The organism is Shewanella electrica, from assembly GCF_022321485.1.
Taxonomy (GTDB): Bacteria; Pseudomonadota; Gammaproteobacteria; order Enterobacterales; family Shewanellaceae; genus Shewanella; species Shewanella electrica.
The window spans coordinates 1-15418 of record NZ_JAKOGG010000024.1 but is presented as its reverse complement, the minus strand read 5'-3'; the positions used below and the strand labels follow the sequence as shown (position 1 = coordinate 15418).

Sequence of the window (15418 nt, the reverse complement as noted above, 5' to 3'; positions counted from 1 at the left end):
GGTCTTTTTCATTACCAATAACACAACTGATTAATTGTCTTGTGCCATATCAAGTGGCATATCATCGCGCAGCTTTTGCCACATGATGCCACTGTCTTTACCGTAAGTGCGCATCAGCGCTGGCACTTCACTGTAATCCCCACGTTGGGCGAGAATTTCCAGCTCTTTATAAAAAGACAATGCTAAGTGGCGCGCCTCAGAGCTACCAAAATAGTAACGTCCCACTTTGGCATACAAGCCTTTAAAGCCGTTAAGGATCAACACGTACAATGGATTTCCAGACGAAAATGCCAATGTATGATGCAGTTTATAATCAAACTCAGCATAAGAGTCGGCATTGTCTTCCAGATCATGCAATCCAGCCAACACATCGACAGCAATCTGGGGGCTATTACGCAATGCACCGCGGAAATATATTGCACTAATATTGGTACGCGCGGATAGCAGTTGATCCACCAGCAGCGGAAAACCTTTAGGGTTCAAATCTGCTATGGTTTCCAGAATGTTGAGTCCTGAAGTTTCCCAGAAGTTATTCACACGCGTCGGTTTGCCATGCTGAATAGTCAACCAACCATCACGCGCTAACCGCTGTAACACTTCCCTCAATGTGGTACGCGTTACGCCGATCAGCTCAGACAATTCGCGCTCAGCGGGTAAAATTGACCCTGGCGGAAATTTATTTTCCCAAATTGAACGAACAATATATTTTTCTGCGAAACTTGCAGGCCCTTTGGCATTGATGATCATTAGCCTGATTTTCCAACACAGCCATTAATTTATGCAACTGATCATACCAGAGGCGCAAAAAATGGAAACCTCTTGTTAATGCGAGAATGACCAACTCTGCATAAACTGAAGTTCAAACACCCATAATGATGTAATTTCAAGCTCATTTATCGCATTTTTGAGCACATGTCGCGTTTTTTAGTTACGCTACGCGGCTTAGTCATGACAGCCATATCAGCTTTGCGCTAGACTGATCGAATGACAAAAATAAGCGCTTTTTGACGATATACAACAACTTGGAGAAGAAAACATGCCGATGTCGCTAGGGCAGGCTTTTATAAGTAACTTTCTTGGGAATTCTCCCAAGTGGTACAAGCTAGCAATTTTATGCTTTCTGGTCATAAATCCCATTGTTTTCAACATCAATCCGTTTGTCGCAGGTTGGTTATTGGTTGCCGAATTCATTTTCACTTTGGCAATGGCATTAAAATGCTATCCATTGCAACCGGGCGGGATTCTGGCCATTGAGGCCGTCATTATTGGTATGACCAGTCCATCGCAAGTACTGCATGAGATTGAAGCCAACTTAGAAGTGTTACTGCTGCTGATTTTTATGGTGGCGGGTATCTACTTTATGAAGCAACTGCTGTTGTTTGTCTTTACCAAAATCATCACCAAGATCCGTTCTAAGCTCGCCGTTTCACTCATGTTTTGTTTAGCATCGGCGTTCTTGTCTGCTTTTTTGGACGCACTGACCGTTATCGCGGTAATCATTACTGTTGCGGTTGGTTTCTATTCGATCTACCACAAAGTTGCGTCTGGCAAAGGTTTTACCGATGAACACGACCATAATGATGACGGTAGCGAACAGATCAACGCGCAGGAATTAGAAGATTTTCGGGGCTTCTTGCGTAACCTGCTGATGCACGCAGGCGTAGGAACTGCATTAGGTGGTGTATGCACCATGGTAGGTGAACCACAAAACTTGATCATTGCGGCACAAGCTAACTGGCAGTTTGCCGAGTTTGCTATTCGCATGTCGCCGGTCACCGTCCCAGTATTTATCAGCGGTATTCTAACCTGTATTCTCGTTGAGAAATTCCATATTTTCGGTTATGGCGCGAAATTACCAGATGCGGTACACAAAATTCTAGTGGATTTTGCTGACCATGAAGATGAAAACCGCACCAACAAAGACAATATCAAACTGATTGTACAAGCCTTAGTCGGTGTATGGTTGATCGTTGGATTGGCACTGCATTTAGCATCGGTTGGTCTTATCGGCCTGACGGTTATCATTTTAACCACCTCTATCAATGGGATTACCGACGAGCACGCTATTGGTAAAGCATTCCAAGAAGCCTTGCCATTTACAGCCTTGTTAGCCGTGTTTTTCTCGGTCGTTGCGGTAATCATTGATCAACATCTGTTTGCTCCTGTCATCCAATGGGCACTTAACCATGAAGGTAATACTCAGTTAGTCATTTTCTATATTGCTAACGGTATCCTGTCGATGGTGAGTGACAACGTGTTTGTGGGAACGGTGTACATCAATGAAGTCAAAGCCGCATTGCTCAACGGCCAAATTACCCGTGACCAATTTGACTTGTTAGCTGTAGCCATCAACACAGGTACTAACCTACCCTCAGTTGCTACACCTAATGGTCAAGCCGCATTTTTGTTCCTGCTCACATCAGCGCTGGCGCCGTTAATCCGATTGTCTTACGGCCGCATGGTACTCATGGCGCTGCCATATACCATAGTGTTAACCATTGTTGGTATTATTGCCGTCCAATCAGGTTTTCTAGAAAGCGCGACGCAATACTTTTACGATAGTCACGTGATTCTGCATCACTCAGCCAAAGAAGCATTGAGTCAAGCAGGCGCTGTCGCTCACTAACACGCCGTTGGAACTTATCGTTTAAGTTTCAGTCAAACAAAAACGCCCGCTGTTGATGGGCGTTTTTTTATGGAGATATTATGTTGTCGATGTTTAAGGGATTTACACAATCTCGACTTAGTTGGGGCATCTTGTTGTTAAGCGGTATTGCGCTGGAACTGGCAGCACTATTCTTTCAATACGTGATGAAGCTAGATCCTTGTATCATGTGCGTTTATCAACGTGTAGCAGTGCTCGGTTTGGTGTTAGCCGGATTAGTGGGGTTGTTAGCGCCCACCGTTTGGTTAGTACGAGTAGCAGCAGCGGCTATTTGGGGGATCAGCGCCGGCTGGGGCCTAAAGCTGGCGTATGAACTGGATCAAATGCAAACCAACCCTAACCCATTTGCAACTTGCTCTTTTATGCCCGACTTTCCCAAGTGGATGCCATTGCATGAATGGTTGCCATCCGTATTTATGCCTACGGGCATGTGCACCGATGTGCCTTGGACGTTTCTGGATGTAACGATGGCGCAGTGGATGATCGTTATATTTGCCGGTGCGTTAGCGGTATTATTGCTGTTTTTACTGCCACTGCTGAGCCGTCAACGCTAGTAGCAAAAAGCCTGAGAATATCTCAGGCTTTTTCGTACAATCTGCGCTATCGAAACTCAAGGTCACTTACTCAATGTCGAGTAAAGGCCATACCACGATGTAATCCTCAACATCACGCACTTTTGCTTCGCTAACAATCTTACCTTTCACCGAAATTCCTTTTCTATGCATCAGTTTTTTATCACCACTAACGAGCGGATGCCAACTCGCTAAGCCACGACCAGCATGCAAACGGCGATATGCGCAGCTGTCTGGCAACCAAGTCAATTGAGCAATATTGTCATTGGTAATCGCTGTACATTGCGGCACAAACTGAAAACGGTTGCTGTAATGCATACAATGGCAGTCTTTCTTCGATAACAACTTACAAGCTACATTGGTATAGAACAGCTCTTCGGTTTCATCGTCGATCAACTTATTCAAACAACACTTGCCGCAACCATCACATAACAATTCCCACTCTTCGGTGGTCATTTCAGACAGGGATTTCACTTCCCAGAAAGGTTTCATCAATTTCTTACTTCTTTATCAATCTTAATCAACACCGAGCTTTTTTATCCGCTCAGATAAATGTGCAATGGCGAGCACCAGATAGTGATCAGCATATAGTGCATACAAGGAGCGATAGTTTTGGTACACCATATACTGACGACCTTTAACGCCATCTGGCATCAGCAGCGAAACTTGCATGTTTGCCCGATTAGGTAGTTGGCCGCCTTCATAACGTGTCACCCCTGCCCGTTGCCAATCGGCAAAGGTTCTCTGGATGTCAAAGCCAGTATCAGCTAATAATGCCGCTGGCGCTTTAACTTGACGCCCCCATGTTTGAGAATCATCCCAACCGTTAGCACGAAGGCAACTCGCCGCAGATGCATAAACATCCAACACGCTGTGCCACATATCAATAGCCCCATCGCCATCGCCATCAGCGGCGCAACTGAGCAACATACTGGCGCGCAATTTAACGGGGCCGACGGTACCATCGCGATCAGCCTGAAGGGTATCATAGCTGTAACGCCCCATCGCTATCAGCTTTAAGCCGGCAATATAATCATTCGCCGCCTGCGGCTCCCCCGCATAGGCCGATGAGGCTACAACGGATAATAACGGATACAAACTGCTCGCTGCCTCCTGCGGCTCAATTGCACCAAGCATCGCCCATTGCGCCAAAATAAACCGTGGTTGCACCCCATATTGCCGCGATAACGCTAAAAACGCCGCTTCATGTTGCTCAAAAAGTTGTTTGGCCGCGTTTGCTTTGGCCTCGGTGACCATTGCCGGAATGTACTGCTCTAGTGAGGTAAAACTCGTTTGGGAGACGGTAGCGCGCCGAAACAACTTCGTCTGAGAACCCGCCTCCGCTACCACAGCAGCATCGATACCTTCGTTTTTTGCTTGGGTTAACAGCGATTGCAAAAATTGCTCGAAACTTTGGCCGCTCGCCTGCGGTGGCAGTAACAGTGATACTGTTACCCCAATCGCTCCGCATATGCTCGCTAATCTCAATCTCATGCCGTCTCCCTGCTAAACACCGCTATGACACACCATTTGACTGCAGGTGTTGTTTCAGTAAGTTTATCTGAGGTGGCGGCAATTGCAGATAAAAACCTTGCTCTGCCAGTGCAGCTTTTACTTTGTTTATATCGGCAAAGCCGAGATGGTCGCGTTTTTCTATCGGAAGTAACATCACCAGTTTGGGTTGACCAAACACGTCCAGAAGAGATTTAGGCACATCTTCAAATTTATCTTTTTGCTTGATGAACAGGTAGGTATCCGCTTTACGGAGACTTTTATACACTGCACAGATCATAAGTACACCAATTCCTGAGCTTTAAACTTGCTAGTAAAATGCCGTCATTATAACATGTTCGACCATTGTAACCGCATGTTAATGAGTGCATAACTCAAATTACGGAGCACTTCGCCAGGATGCAAAACGCCGTGTTGGAGCTGAAAGGATCTTCTTTCACGCTGTCCGTACTTCACATCAATAGCAAAGACCTCGATCGCCTGCTAACAGAGTTAGACGCTAAACTGGCTCAGGCACCGCAATTTTTTGTTAATGCGCCATTGGTGTTAAACCTCGCCAAACTCGCTGACGATCTTCCAGACCTTGCCGCCCTCAAGCAGGCACTGCACCAACGCAACCTCTTCGTTGTAGGCCTCACTGGGATCGACTCAGCAAAAGCAGACATTGCCGCCAAACTTCAGTTACCGTTGATGAAGTCGGGCAAAGATAGCAAAAACACCCCCGCTAAAGCCGTAGTACCTGCGCGCAGTACCAAAATCGTCAAACAGAATGTACGTTCAGGACAACAGATCTATGCCGCCAATGCAGATTTAATTGTTTTTGGGGCGGTCAGCAATGGAGCGGAGGTGATTGCTGATGGTAGTATCCATGTCTATGGCACCTTGCGAGGTAAAGCAATGGCTGGAGCACAAGGCGATAACCATGCCGTTATTATCGCTAAAACGCTATCTGCCGAGTTGGTGTCCATTGCTGGCAATTATTGGTTATCTGACAGTATTCAAGAACACACTAACGGTTCAGGCGCATGTGTTCGCTTGGACGGTGAATCATTAATAATAGAATCACTGCCGCTATAAGGCAGAGACGAAGGATAGACATATATGGCACAAATTATTGTGGTCACTTCAGGTAAAGGCGGCGTTGGGAAAACCACCTCCAGTGCCGCTATTGCTACCGGACTCGCACTTAAAGGGCACAAAACGGTCGTTATTGACTTTGATATCGGCCTGCGCAATCTCGACCTGATCATGGGCTGTGAGCGTCGCGTTGTATATGACTTTGTCAACGTCATTAATGGCGAAGCCAACCTTAACCAAGCGCTGATCAAAGATAAACGCTGCGATAAATTATTCGTATTACCTGCTTCGCAGACCCGAGACAAAGATGCCCTCACCAAAGAAGGTGTCGGAAAAGTGCTTGAAGATCTGAGCAAAGATTTCGACTACATTTTATGTGACTCGCCAGCAGGTATTGAAACTGGCGCAATGATGGCACTGTATTTTGCTGATACGGCAATTGTCACCACCAACCCTGAAGTCAGTTCTGTACGCGATTCTGACCGTATTTTGGGTATGCTACAAAGTCGCAGTCGCCGCGCCGAGCAAAGTTTAGAGCCGGTGAAAGAGTATTTGCTGCTGACGCGTTATGCGCCAACTCGCGTTAAAACCGGCGAGATGTTGAGCGTGGAAGATGTGCAAGAGATCTTAGCGATTCCACTGCTCGGAGTGATCCCAGAATCACAATCGGTATTGAAAGCTTCAAACTCTGGTGTGCCGGTAATTGTTGATCAACAGAGTGACGCAGGCCAAGCGTACGCTGACGCTGTTGCACGCTTGTTAGGTGAAGACGTGCCATTGCGCTTTGTCGCTGAAGAGAAAAAAGGCCTTTTGAAACGTATATTTGGTAGCTAACTATGTCCTTACTCGACTATTTTAGAAGTACGAAGAAAAGCAACACTGCAGCCACAGCCAAAGAGCGCTTGCAGATCATTGTTGCCCATCAACGTTCACAGCGTGGTGATCCGGATTATCTGCCGTTAATGAAGCAAGAGATCATCGAAGTCATTCGCAAATATGTACATGTGGATGAAGATCAGGTTTCTGTCGCGCTAGACCAAAATGACGACAACTTGTCAGTGTTAGAACTCAATATTACGCTGCCTGAGCGTTAGGCTCGTGACGGAACTTGTGACACAAAAAAGCCACCGTCGGTGGCTTTTTAAATTAATCGCTATGCTTGCCCTATCAGGCCTCAAATTTTACCAGTTCAAATTCAGCGATATCTGACAAACGGGTATAGGTTAATCCATCGATTTTAGCGGTAGGAATACGACTACGAGGGTCCGCTTTATTAATAGATGGATAGAAAAAACCGCTCGCATCCACATAGCCTTTGGCATTGCTGTTGCTTTTTAGCTGCTCATAAAACAACCCGTTGATAAAAAATCCTAAGGGGCGTCTTTGGCCTTTCGCCATCAAGCTGTATCTAATGTTCTCTTCCAATTCAACCTCCTTTTAAATCGGCAATAACACAAGTTACTAAAATAAAGTTTAGCCAACTAGGACAACTATCGCCGCAGTTTATCACTTTTAATGTAGAATCTGTGACGCTTAGCAAATATTGACCAAACATACTCCAACAACTTAAATGGAACCTTAATGATCATTGGTAACCCGCACGCTAATTGTTGCATCTACTTACCCAATGTTCCTTCACTGCCAACCGCATGGCACTGGCAACAAGCCGATGCGATGCAACAACTGCTCGAATCTAACACTAACCACTGGCGTAAGATTTGGGTCATTAGCGCCAAAATACTGGATGAGAACCATGATTGGCGAGTGTTTTTACACATGAGTCTGCTGCACCAGTGTTGCTTTTACTGCAATGAAGCAACACATCATCCCACGGCTACATTACAGTTTTATAGCGGACAAGCAATTGCGGAGCGACTTACTGGCGAGAGCCTGTTAGCTAATCTCAAACAACATATCATTCAAGATAGTCATGGCCGCTGGCATCTGCCCTACTTTGATTATCGCCAATTTCCCAATGTGTTAATCGATGAGTTAAGACAACAACTGAAAAAATGCCGCGACTAATCACGGCATACTAAAGATGGGGACTTAATCGTAGATAGTGGGGATTGGCTTACGCTTATGCTGTGTCGCTTTATAAATACCGATTAGCTTGTCTTCTACGGCAGCAGGGACTTCTTTGCCTTCAAGAAAATCATCAATTTGATCGTAACTGATACCTAAAGCAACCTCATCTTCTAGTCCTGGATTATCTGATTCCAAATCGGCTGTAGGCGCCTTATTCACCAACACATCAGGAGCGCCTAAGTAGGCGGCGACTTGACGCACTTGGCGTTTGTTCAAACCAAACAACGGTGTCATATCACATGCGCCATCACCCCATTTGGTATAAAAACCAGTGATGTTTTCCGCGCTGTGATCCGTTCCCACAACTAAACCGCCGACAAGGCCCGCGATATCATACTGAGCAATCATGCGCATGCGCGCTTTCACATTACCTTTAACAAAGTCGATTTTACTGGCATTGGGTAACGTTACACCCGCAGCACTCATCCCAGACAGTACTTGATCATGAACACCTTCAACGCCAGAGTGAATATTCACCGTCACGGTCTTACTCGGTTGAATAAACTGCAGTGACAACTGCGCTTCATCTTCATCACGTTGTTCTAAGTATGGTAAGCGCACAGCAATAAACTGATATTCCGCAGTGCCAGTCTCTTGGTTCAACGACTCAACCGCCAACTGACATAAACGCCCTGCGAGCGATGAATCAATGCCACCGCTAATTCCCAGCACTAAAGCTTTGCTTTTGGCTTCAAGCAGTTTGGACTTTAAAAACGCGACACGACGTTCGACTTCAAACGCAGGTTCAATGGCCTGCAGCACTTTCATTTCTCTTAAAATCTGTCCTTTCACGGTGGGCTCCATCTCACTGTTAAAATAATCTAACGACTACCGAGCGCTTGGGATAATGCCAATAAGTCCCGAGTGTGCGCTGCAAAGACTTGTTCGACCAACCTCTGCCTTAGCGGTAGCAAGCAAAATCGTCATAAGATGGCTAACACGATACCAATTATTTATAGGAGTGAACAGCGATAGCAGGTCGCGAGTAACCGTAAATAAAACGGATGTACATAATTTCTGCCAAGCGTGTCAGCCTCAGTTAAGTAACTGGAATTTAAGATAACTGCCATTGGCAATTTCCGTGATTTCACCATAAACTGATGCCGCAACAATAAAGGGCCGAGATATTATGAGAATACTAGTTGTTGAGGATGATCCATTACTGTCACATCACTTGAAAGTTCAATTGAGTGAGTTAGGTAACCAAGTTCAGGTAGCTGCTACCGCAAAAGAGGGATTTTATCAGGCAACTGATTATCCAATAGATGTAGCTATTGTGGACCTTGGTTTACCCGATCAAGATGGCATCTCGCTAATCAAGCAATTGCGTGACGCTGAACTAAAAGCGCCGATTTTAATCCTAACCGCACGTGTTAATTGGCAAGATAAAGTGGAAGGGCTTAACGCGGGCGCCGACGATTATTTGGTCAAACCGTTCCAAAAAGAGGAGCTGGTTGCCAGATTAGATGCCTTAGTGCGTCGTAGCGCGGGTTTTGTCAAACCGGTCATCAATAGCGGTGAACTATCACTCGATTTGGCGGCGAAACAGGTCACCATGAGTGGTGAGTTAATGGATATCACCGCATTTGAGTACCAAATCCTTGAATACCTCATGCGTCACAATCATGAAGTTGTCGCTAAACAACGCTTGCTCGATGTGATTTACGGCGACAAAGAAGGTGATCCCAATACCATTGAAGTGATGGTAAGCCGTCTTCGCAAAAAGCTCACACGCGATGGTATCGAAAATCCCATCATCACAATTCGCGGCCAAGGATATAAATTTAACCTCCCATGCGAATAGCCTTGAAACCTAAAAAACGCCTACTCACGCGGATGTTTCTCACATCTTTGTCAATCATCGCGTTAGTAGGCTTTGGCTTAGCATGGATGGTTAACATCCTGCATGCGCAAAACAGCTATAACGAGGAAACGGCGAAACTTATCGCCGAGATCCCTCAGGTGGCGGCTGAGTTGCGCGAGCATGACCTCATTCCTGATACCAGCGCTTGGCTTGAGGAAAACAATACCAAACAATCCTACGTCATGGCGTCGTGTGATGATCGGTTCAATCAGGTCTGGACGTCAGCTCTCGCGGTAGATAGAGGTTTGTTTGATATCTGCGAACGTTTCAACAGCATTCGCGATGAAATCCCCCCCTATTTTTTGAGTATGAATGACCAGCGCGGTTATTTTGCTTACCTATTGTCTGTTGATATTGCATCGATTCATTACAACTTGCTGGTACTGAAAGATGCAGAGAAAATTCAACAAGAATCGAGCAAGTTTGCTAAGCGTACCTATTTACGCCTAGCGCTAGTACTGGCTTTAGCATTGTTATTACTTGTGAGTGCTGCTTATTGGGGCATGCAGCCGCTTGGGCGCATGCGTAATGAACTGAAAGCGATTATCCAAGGACGCAACCAATCCCTGTCAAAAGGTTACCCTGTTGAACTAGAAGGGATAACCCAAGCACTTAACGAACTGATCCGTCAATCAGGTGAGCAGCAACAACGCTATCAAAATGCGATGAATGACCTTGCTCATAGCTTGAAAACGCGTTTAGCCGCGGTGCATGCCATCACCGATGACCAAAACCTCAATCGCAAAGAGATGGCCGAAAAGGTGATGGAGCAGGTTAGCCAAATGGATCATCTGGTGAAATATCAGCTGAAACGCGCCATGTTGGGCCGTAAAGGACTGAAGAAAGAAACCACGATGATCGCCCCGCTGATTAACCAACTGTCGCAGATGCTATTTAAGGTCTATCGCGATAAAAATGTTGCCTTTAGCGCTAACATCAGCGAAGACTTAGCTTTTCCGGGCGAACAAGGTGATTTGATGGAGCTGGTTGGCAACCTGATGGAAAATGCCTTCAGACTGTGTATCTCCACCGTCTTAGTCACCGCAACCCGATACAAGGATATCCTCGAGATTATTGTGGAAGATGATGGACCTGGTGTGGAGGAATCGCTGCGACAGAAAATCACCCAACGTGGCGTCCGTGCTGACACGCGCTCTTCAGGGCAAGGGATTGGGTTAGCGGTCTGCCAAGAGATCGTCGACAGCTATGACGGCACATTGACCATAGAACAATCTGAGCTTGAAGGTGCCCTATTTCGAATCACCATTCCGCTTGCTTAACGACGATATAACTGCTCAGCTCGATTAAACATGATCCATGATGTGGCAATGTACTTGTCATTACTGATGGGAATATTGCCACGATGAGTGTGGGTAAATCCTGCTGGCGCAATCACCACAGTTCCCTTACTCGGCTGCAATTTACGTTGCTGGTAGAAAAACTCCGTTTCGCCGCCCTGCTCTACATCATTGAGATACACCATGAACAGCGCAATGCGATGTAGCGCGTCTGTTTGTCCAAGCTGCGGATATTGCTCGGAATGCCAATGTGGATACCCTCCCTGCTGCTGTGGATACTTCTGAATATTAATTTCACCACTGCGATAAAGATACTTAACCAGAGCATCGAGCCGAATCCGACCTAATGTGTCATAATTTTCATTAGATAACGTAACAACTTGGTTTTGTTGGTCGGCTACCTGAACTGAGACAGCGCCCATAAGAGCCATTGAGTATTTATCCAGATATTGGCAGACACATGGAAAAACACCCGCTAATAGCTCATCACGAATAGGCAACAGTTCACGGTGGTGATCTAACGTGATATCAAAGCTAAGTTTTTTGCTTTTATCGACACCGTGTCCCGTTTGGCCCAACGATACCGCGGGATGAGTATTGAATGATGCAATGATACGGTCACATAGCGCGTCGGAGATCGCATTGGGGAAAACTTCGATAAAGTCCATGTTGCATGATTGTTATTCCATTGTCACTATATGCTGACAGCTATAACCCGACGCTGTAAAGACGCAGATTGCAACTAAACGTTTATATAACCAACAAAAAAGTGGCTTATGGGTAACAGTCGTTTCATCTCAGTTCAGCAACTACAAGTCGGCAACTATGTAAGGCTTCCCGTGGCGTGGAAGGACCATCCGTTTCTTTTCAGCAGTTTCCGCATCAAACAACAAGCCCAAATAGAGTTGATCAAAAAACTCGGCATTGACGCTGTCTATGTCGATATCGATAAATGTGATGTTCAACCTTTAGAACAACCTACAGAGTCAACCGCAGCTGAAGCAGATAATCCGGAAATCGCCCAGTTGCAGCAACAGATGGAACACAACAAGACTGAGCGCATTGAGGTCCTAAGAAAAATGCGCCGAGATTTGGACAAAGCAGAAGAAAGTTTCGATCGTTCCTTAGCAAGGATGCGAAATCTCATCAATAAACTGCGCTCGCGTCCACTCAATGCTGTGCAAGAAGCCCAAGAGCTAATTGCAGATATAACTGAAGAGTTGCTGGCATCAAGTAGTCTAGTACTGCACCTGATGTCCGATCAGAAAAAGGATGATGGCATCTATTACCACTCTCTCAATGTCGCCGTACTCGCGATGCTTGTCGCCAAAGAACTTGAATGGTCGAGGCAGGATATTGAGTCTATCGGCTTAGGAGCGTTGTTTCACGATGTTGGCAAACTCAAGCTACCGAGCCAAATCCTACGCAAGCAAGAAGCACTGACACAACCAGAGCAAAATCTCCTCAATCAGCATCCAATACTTGGCAAAGAGTTTATCAAGTTGGTCAGCGAGTTCCCCGAACCAGCCATGGAGGTCATCCTCAACCATCATGAGTATCTTGATGGCACTGGTACGCCTAAAGGCCTGAAAGCCGATGAGATATCACGGCAAGCGCAGTTAGCTGCTGCGATAAACCAATATGACGTGCTGTGCCATCCAACAATGGCTAACACCCCTGCACGCACGCCGTATGCCGCATTAGGTTACTTATATAAGTATTCTAAAGGAAAGCTCAATCAAGAATACGTTGGCAAAATGATTAAACTGCTAGGCATTTACCCGCCTGGCTCAGTCGTAGAACTCAGCTCAGGTCAGTTTGGTCTAGTCATGTCTGTTAATCTCAGCAAATTACTATTACCGAGGATCCTTGTTTACGATCCGATGGTGCCCAAAGACCAAGCACCGATAATCGATTTAGAGACTGAAGGGCTACAAATCACCCGTTGCATACAGCCAAATGCATTACCCGAGAAGATCTATAAGTATCTCAATCCTCGTGAGCGGATTAGCTATTATTTTGGCAACGAGACGTCATAGAAGAAAATGTGCTCAATAATAAAAATCAGCTACGCTTAATTAAAGGCGGAGCTGATGCTCCAAGGCAACCAAGGATGGGAGGAGCACTATGGCTGAATTACCTGACTTCGATACGTTAATGTGGATGGCGCAGCATTCACCGGCAGAACTCGATCAACTTCAACAAAATCTGTCTGAAGAACTGATCAGTAATGCCGGCAAAAATGCTTGGCAGTTACGCGCGGTCAATCAGCACCTAACCCACAAACTGGCACGTTGTTCCAATCCTTATCAACGCTGCATAACCACAGTAACCCTGATGCGTAATAAATTTGATTCACTCGCACAGGTACTACAAGACCCAGAACACTTTCGTAACAACGTTGCGCAGGTACTGCCCTTCAAACGCAAAAGCGCCTAATCAGGCGCTTTTGTTGTACTTATCCACATCAGGAAGACTCAAAGCCATCCTTTGCGTCTAAAGAAGAGATATGTGCCAGCCGCACTTGCTAACATGAGTACGATGGCTAATGGATAGCCCACAAACCAATCCAGTTCTGGCATATGTTTGAAGTTCATACCGTAACTACTAGCAATCAGAGTTGGAGGTAGGAACACGACCGCAGCAACCGAGAAAATCTTAATGATCTTATTCTGTTGCAGCCCGCTAAAGCCCATGGCTGCATCCAGCAGGAAATTCAACTTATCAAAGATAAACTGACTATGAGGCATCAGAGATTCGATATCGGATAACATCTCACGCATATCTTTGATCTCCTCTTCCAATAACTCATGGCGGTAATACTTCTGCATGTAACGCAACGAACGCTGCGTATCAAGCAAACTGAGACGGATCTTGCCGTTTGAATCTTCCTGCAAGGTGATCATGCGGAAAATATCATCCAATTCCTCACTCTCAAACACCTGCTGACTCACATTCTCCAACACCGTGTATACGTCTTCGATTAAGTCCGACAGATACTCTACTTTGAGATTAAACAACTCAAGAAACAGTCCCTGCGGCGTCTTTACGTCTATCCGCCCTAAGCGCAAATAGTTCCTTAACAACCGGATCAATCCAACGTCTTCCTCACGAATGGTCAAGAGAAAGCTACTACGCAGGTTAAATGATACGTTGACGCCACGCACATCCTGCCCTACTCGCTGTGGGAATAATGAGTTGATGTGCAAACCGTCGCTGTTTTGATAAAAACGTGCCGATGCCTCAATCTCATTAATATCTTCCTCGTCAGGCACCTCTTCCACAGAGTACTTTGCGAGCCAATCACGCTCGCTATCATCAGGACGATAAAGATCGAGCCACAAGGTGTCCTCAGGAATCGCATCTTCCGCAGATAGTTCGATGATTTTTAGCTGCTGATGCTGGTAAATGTAAGCTGTTATCATAAAACCTCCTAGCAGCAAATGAAGATGTGGAAGTAAGAAGTGCTGCTAGTTTAACTGATTAATTCGGAAAGAAAAGTTAATACAAAAATAATAAAAGTTAGGGCGTAATTTCTATGCGCTCTTGTTGTGATAAACGAATAGTGATGCCATCAATCGTAACAATTTTGCTATCACCGATATCTCGCTTACGCACAGTATAGGTCTCTTTTGTACCATGTTGCGGTGACACTATCGTGACGTGCACTTGCTCGAAACCAAGCCACCACTGCCAACCGACAATTCCCACAGCAACAAATAGCAAAGCAACCGCAACAGCTGCAGTAAGCTTCTTATTATAGAAACTCGATGAATTAGATGTATCGATCATTTTGCTGGCAGATTGTCGCTTAGCCACGACTTTCCAACCTATAACTACCACTAACAATGTCACTAACAGCTTAGTCAGCATGCTATTCAACCCTAGCAAAATCATCTGAAGAGTCAGCATTGTAACATATTGAATAGACGCTTTATTTGATAAAGGTGACGAATCCGAAGCTGATGTAAACAACAAATAAAGCACTAAATCAACATCTAGCGCCATAAGAGCCATAGCGGATGAGATAATACCAACCTGTTTTGACATGAAGCGAAGCCGCTCGTTCAACGACAGAAATTTTCACTGTAAAAGTGGAATCCTAAAGCAACACTCTATCTGCAGCTCCATAAGAATAAAAAAGCAAAAAGGCCACCAAAGTGGGGTCCCCATGAAAATAAAGTCAAAAAGCAAAAAGGCCACCCGCTTGGGTGGCCTCTTCTTAATTAGGCGTCTGGCGATGACCTACTCTCACGTGGGGCGGGCCGACGTCTCGGAGCCACACACAAAAGTGGGCTTCCCCATGTAAATAAATTCAAAAGCAAAAAGGCCACCCGCTTGG

General features: G+C 45.6%; 19 protein-coding genes. 10 read left to right on the top strand and 9 right to left on the bottom strand.

What is annotated here, in order from left to right; translation table 11 throughout:
• Window positions 1-30: 30 nt before the first annotated feature.
• A complete protein-coding gene (gene fadR / locus L9G74_RS19515) occupies window positions 31-747 on the bottom strand; it encodes a fatty acid metabolism transcriptional regulator FadR (RefSeq protein WP_238898453.1) in 717 nt (238 codons plus the stop codon).
• Between the two features lie 289 nt (window positions 748-1036).
• On the opposite strand from fadR, the gene nhaB reads away from it, so the two are divergent.
• The gene (nhaB, locus tag L9G74_RS19510; protein ID WP_238898452.1) at window positions 1037-2626 is read left to right on the top strand and encodes a sodium/proton antiporter NhaB; all 1590 of its coding nucleotides are present in this window, start codon (window positions 1037-1039) and stop codon (window positions 2624-2626) included.
• A gap of 83 nt (window positions 2627-2709) precedes the next feature.
• Window positions 2710-3219 carry a disulfide bond formation protein DsbB gene (gene dsbB, locus L9G74_RS19505; RefSeq protein WP_438944592.1) on the top strand — a complete coding sequence of 170 codons (510 nt, stop codon included), beginning with the start codon at window positions 2710-2712 and terminating at the stop codon, window positions 3217-3219.
• Between the two features lie 66 nt (window positions 3220-3285).
• Here dsbB and L9G74_RS19500 read toward each other — a convergent pair whose 3' ends face one another.
• Genes L9G74_RS19500 through L9G74_RS19490 form a run of 3 tightly spaced genes read right to left on the bottom strand, consistent with a single transcriptional unit; the run spans window position 3286 to window position 5029 of the window.
• Complete coding sequence (locus L9G74_RS19500; RefSeq protein ID WP_238898451.1) at window positions 3286-3729, bottom strand: YcgN family cysteine cluster protein; 444 nt, start codon at window positions 3727-3729, stop codon at window positions 3286-3288.
• A gap of 24 nt (window positions 3730-3753) precedes the next feature.
• Window positions 3754-4731: a lytic murein transglycosylase gene (locus tag L9G74_RS19495; protein ID WP_238898450.1), complete on the bottom strand. Its 978-nt coding sequence runs from the start codon at window positions 4729-4731 to the stop codon at window positions 3754-3756.
• Between the two features lie 22 nt (window positions 4732-4753).
• The gene (locus L9G74_RS19490) at window positions 4754-5029 is read right to left on the bottom strand and encodes a YcgL domain-containing protein (protein WP_238898449.1); all 276 of its coding nucleotides are present in this window, start codon (window positions 5027-5029) and stop codon (window positions 4754-4756) included.
• Between the two features lie 119 nt (window positions 5030-5148).
• Between L9G74_RS19490 and minC the strand changes: the two genes are divergently transcribed.
• The 3 genes from minC to minE are packed head-to-tail and all read left to right on the top strand — an operon-like array spanning window position 5149 to window position 6920.
• A complete protein-coding gene (gene minC, locus L9G74_RS19485; RefSeq protein ID WP_238898448.1) occupies window positions 5149-5826 on the top strand; it encodes a septum site-determining protein MinC in 678 nt (225 codons plus the stop codon).
• Window positions 5827-5850: 24 nt separating this feature from the next.
• Window positions 5851-6660: a septum site-determining protein MinD gene (minD, locus tag L9G74_RS19480; RefSeq protein ID WP_238898447.1), complete on the top strand. Its 810-nt coding sequence runs from the start codon at window positions 5851-5853 to the stop codon at window positions 6658-6660.
• 2 nt (window positions 6661-6662) lie between these two features.
• Window positions 6663-6920, top strand: coding sequence for a cell division topological specificity factor MinE (minE, locus tag L9G74_RS19475; protein ID WP_238898446.1), 258 nt, complete (start codon window positions 6663-6665; stop codon window positions 6918-6920).
• Between the two features lie 73 nt (window positions 6921-6993).
• Here minE and L9G74_RS19470 read toward each other — a convergent pair whose 3' ends face one another.
• Window positions 6994-7251, bottom strand: coding sequence for a hypothetical protein (locus tag L9G74_RS19470; RefSeq protein WP_238898445.1), 258 nt, complete (start codon window positions 7249-7251; stop codon window positions 6994-6996).
• Window positions 7252-7407: 156 nt separating this feature from the next.
• Between L9G74_RS19470 and L9G74_RS19465 the strand changes: the two genes are divergently transcribed.
• Window positions 7408-7851 carry a DUF6942 family protein gene (locus L9G74_RS19465; RefSeq protein WP_238898444.1) on the top strand — a complete coding sequence of 148 codons (444 nt, stop codon included), beginning with the start codon at window positions 7408-7410 and terminating at the stop codon, window positions 7849-7851.
• A 24-nt stretch (window positions 7852-7875) separates the two neighbouring features.
• Here the strand turns inward: L9G74_RS19465 and nadE are convergent, their stop codons facing one another.
• Window positions 7876-8706, bottom strand: a complete 831-nt coding sequence (gene nadE, locus L9G74_RS19460) for an NAD(+) synthase (RefSeq protein ID WP_238898443.1) — start codon at window positions 8704-8706, stop codon at window positions 7876-7878.
• Between the two features lie 337 nt (window positions 8707-9043).
• On the opposite strand from nadE, the gene L9G74_RS19455 reads away from it, so the two are divergent.
• A complete protein-coding gene (locus tag L9G74_RS19455) occupies window positions 9044-9718 on the top strand; it encodes a response regulator (protein WP_238898442.1) in 675 nt (224 codons plus the stop codon).
• Window positions 9709-11058: an ATP-binding protein gene (locus L9G74_RS19450; RefSeq protein WP_238898441.1), complete on the top strand. Its 1350-nt coding sequence runs from the start codon at window positions 9709-9711 to the stop codon at window positions 11056-11058. The genes L9G74_RS19455 and L9G74_RS19450 overlap by 10 nt, the downstream gene beginning before the upstream one ends.
• Here L9G74_RS19450 and L9G74_RS19445 read toward each other — a convergent pair.
• Complete coding sequence (locus L9G74_RS19445) at window positions 11055-11744, bottom strand: 2OG-Fe(II) oxygenase (protein ID WP_238898440.1); 690 nt, start codon at window positions 11742-11744, stop codon at window positions 11055-11057. The genes L9G74_RS19450 and L9G74_RS19445 overlap by 4 nt on opposite strands.
• A 108-nt stretch (window positions 11745-11852) precedes the next feature.
• Between L9G74_RS19445 and L9G74_RS19440 the strand changes: the two genes are divergently transcribed.
• Together L9G74_RS19440 and L9G74_RS19435 are read left to right on the top strand one after the other, a co-directional pair.
• The gene (locus L9G74_RS19440; protein ID WP_238898439.1) at window positions 11853-13115 is read left to right on the top strand and encodes a cyclic di-GMP phosphodiesterase; all 1263 of its coding nucleotides are present in this window, start codon (window positions 11853-11855) and stop codon (window positions 13113-13115) included.
• A gap of 88 nt (window positions 13116-13203) precedes the next feature.
• Window positions 13204-13515 carry a DUF3135 domain-containing protein gene (locus L9G74_RS19435; RefSeq protein ID WP_238898438.1) on the top strand — a complete coding sequence of 104 codons (312 nt, stop codon included), beginning with the start codon at window positions 13204-13206 and terminating at the stop codon, window positions 13513-13515.
• Between the two features lie 38 nt (window positions 13516-13553).
• On the opposite strand, the gene corA is transcribed toward L9G74_RS19435, so the two are convergent.
• Complete coding sequence (corA, locus tag L9G74_RS19430) at window positions 13554-14501, bottom strand: magnesium/cobalt transporter CorA (protein WP_238898437.1); 948 nt, start codon at window positions 14499-14501, stop codon at window positions 13554-13556.
• Between the two features lie 97 nt (window positions 14502-14598).
• Entirely contained in the window at window positions 14599-15126 is a 528-nt protein-coding gene (locus L9G74_RS19425; protein WP_238898436.1) for a hypothetical protein, read from the bottom strand.
• Window positions 15127-15418 lie beyond the last annotated feature (292 nt).

Coding starts and splice junctions, on each gene's coding strand:
- fadR (WP_238898453.1), bottom strand. CDS start 747: ATGATCATCAATGCCAAAGGGCCTGCAAGTTTCGCAGAAAAATATATT.
- nhaB (WP_238898452.1), top strand. CDS start 1,037: ATGCCGATGTCGCTAGGGCAGGCTTTTATAAGTAACTTTCTTGGGAAT.
- L9G74_RS19500 (WP_238898451.1), bottom strand. CDS start 3,729: ATGAAACCTTTCTGGGAAGTGAAATCCCTGTCTGAAATGACCACCGAA.
- L9G74_RS19495 (WP_238898450.1), bottom strand. CDS start 4,731: ATGAGATTGAGATTAGCGAGCATATGCGGAGCGATTGGGGTAACAGTA.
- L9G74_RS19490 (WP_238898449.1), bottom strand. CDS start 5,029: ATGATCTGTGCAGTGTATAAAAGTCTCCGTAAAGCGGATACCTACCTG.
- minC (WP_238898448.1), top strand. CDS start 5,149: ATGCAAAACGCCGTGTTGGAGCTGAAAGGATCTTCTTTCACGCTGTCC.
- minD (WP_238898447.1), top strand. CDS start 5,851: ATGGCACAAATTATTGTGGTCACTTCAGGTAAAGGCGGCGTTGGGAAA.
- minE (WP_238898446.1), top strand. CDS start 6,663: ATGTCCTTACTCGACTATTTTAGAAGTACGAAGAAAAGCAACACTGCA.
- L9G74_RS19465 (WP_238898444.1), top strand. CDS start 7,408: ATGATCATTGGTAACCCGCACGCTAATTGTTGCATCTACTTACCCAAT.
- L9G74_RS19455 (WP_238898442.1), top strand. CDS start 9,044: ATGAGAATACTAGTTGTTGAGGATGATCCATTACTGTCACATCACTTG.
- L9G74_RS19450 (WP_238898441.1), top strand. CDS start 9,709: ATGCGAATAGCCTTGAAACCTAAAAAACGCCTACTCACGCGGATGTTT.
- L9G74_RS19445 (WP_238898440.1), bottom strand. CDS start 11,744: ATGGACTTTATCGAAGTTTTCCCCAATGCGATCTCCGACGCGCTATGT.
- L9G74_RS19440 (WP_238898439.1), top strand. CDS start 11,853: ATGGGTAACAGTCGTTTCATCTCAGTTCAGCAACTACAAGTCGGCAAC.
- L9G74_RS19435 (WP_238898438.1), top strand. CDS start 13,204: ATGGCTGAATTACCTGACTTCGATACGTTAATGTGGATGGCGCAGCAT.
- corA (WP_238898437.1), bottom strand. CDS start 14,501: ATGATAACAGCTTACATTTACCAGCATCAGCAGCTAAAAATCATCGAA.
- L9G74_RS19425 (WP_238898436.1), bottom strand. CDS start 15,126: ATGTCAAAACAGGTTGGTATTATCTCATCCGCTATGGCTCTTATGGCG.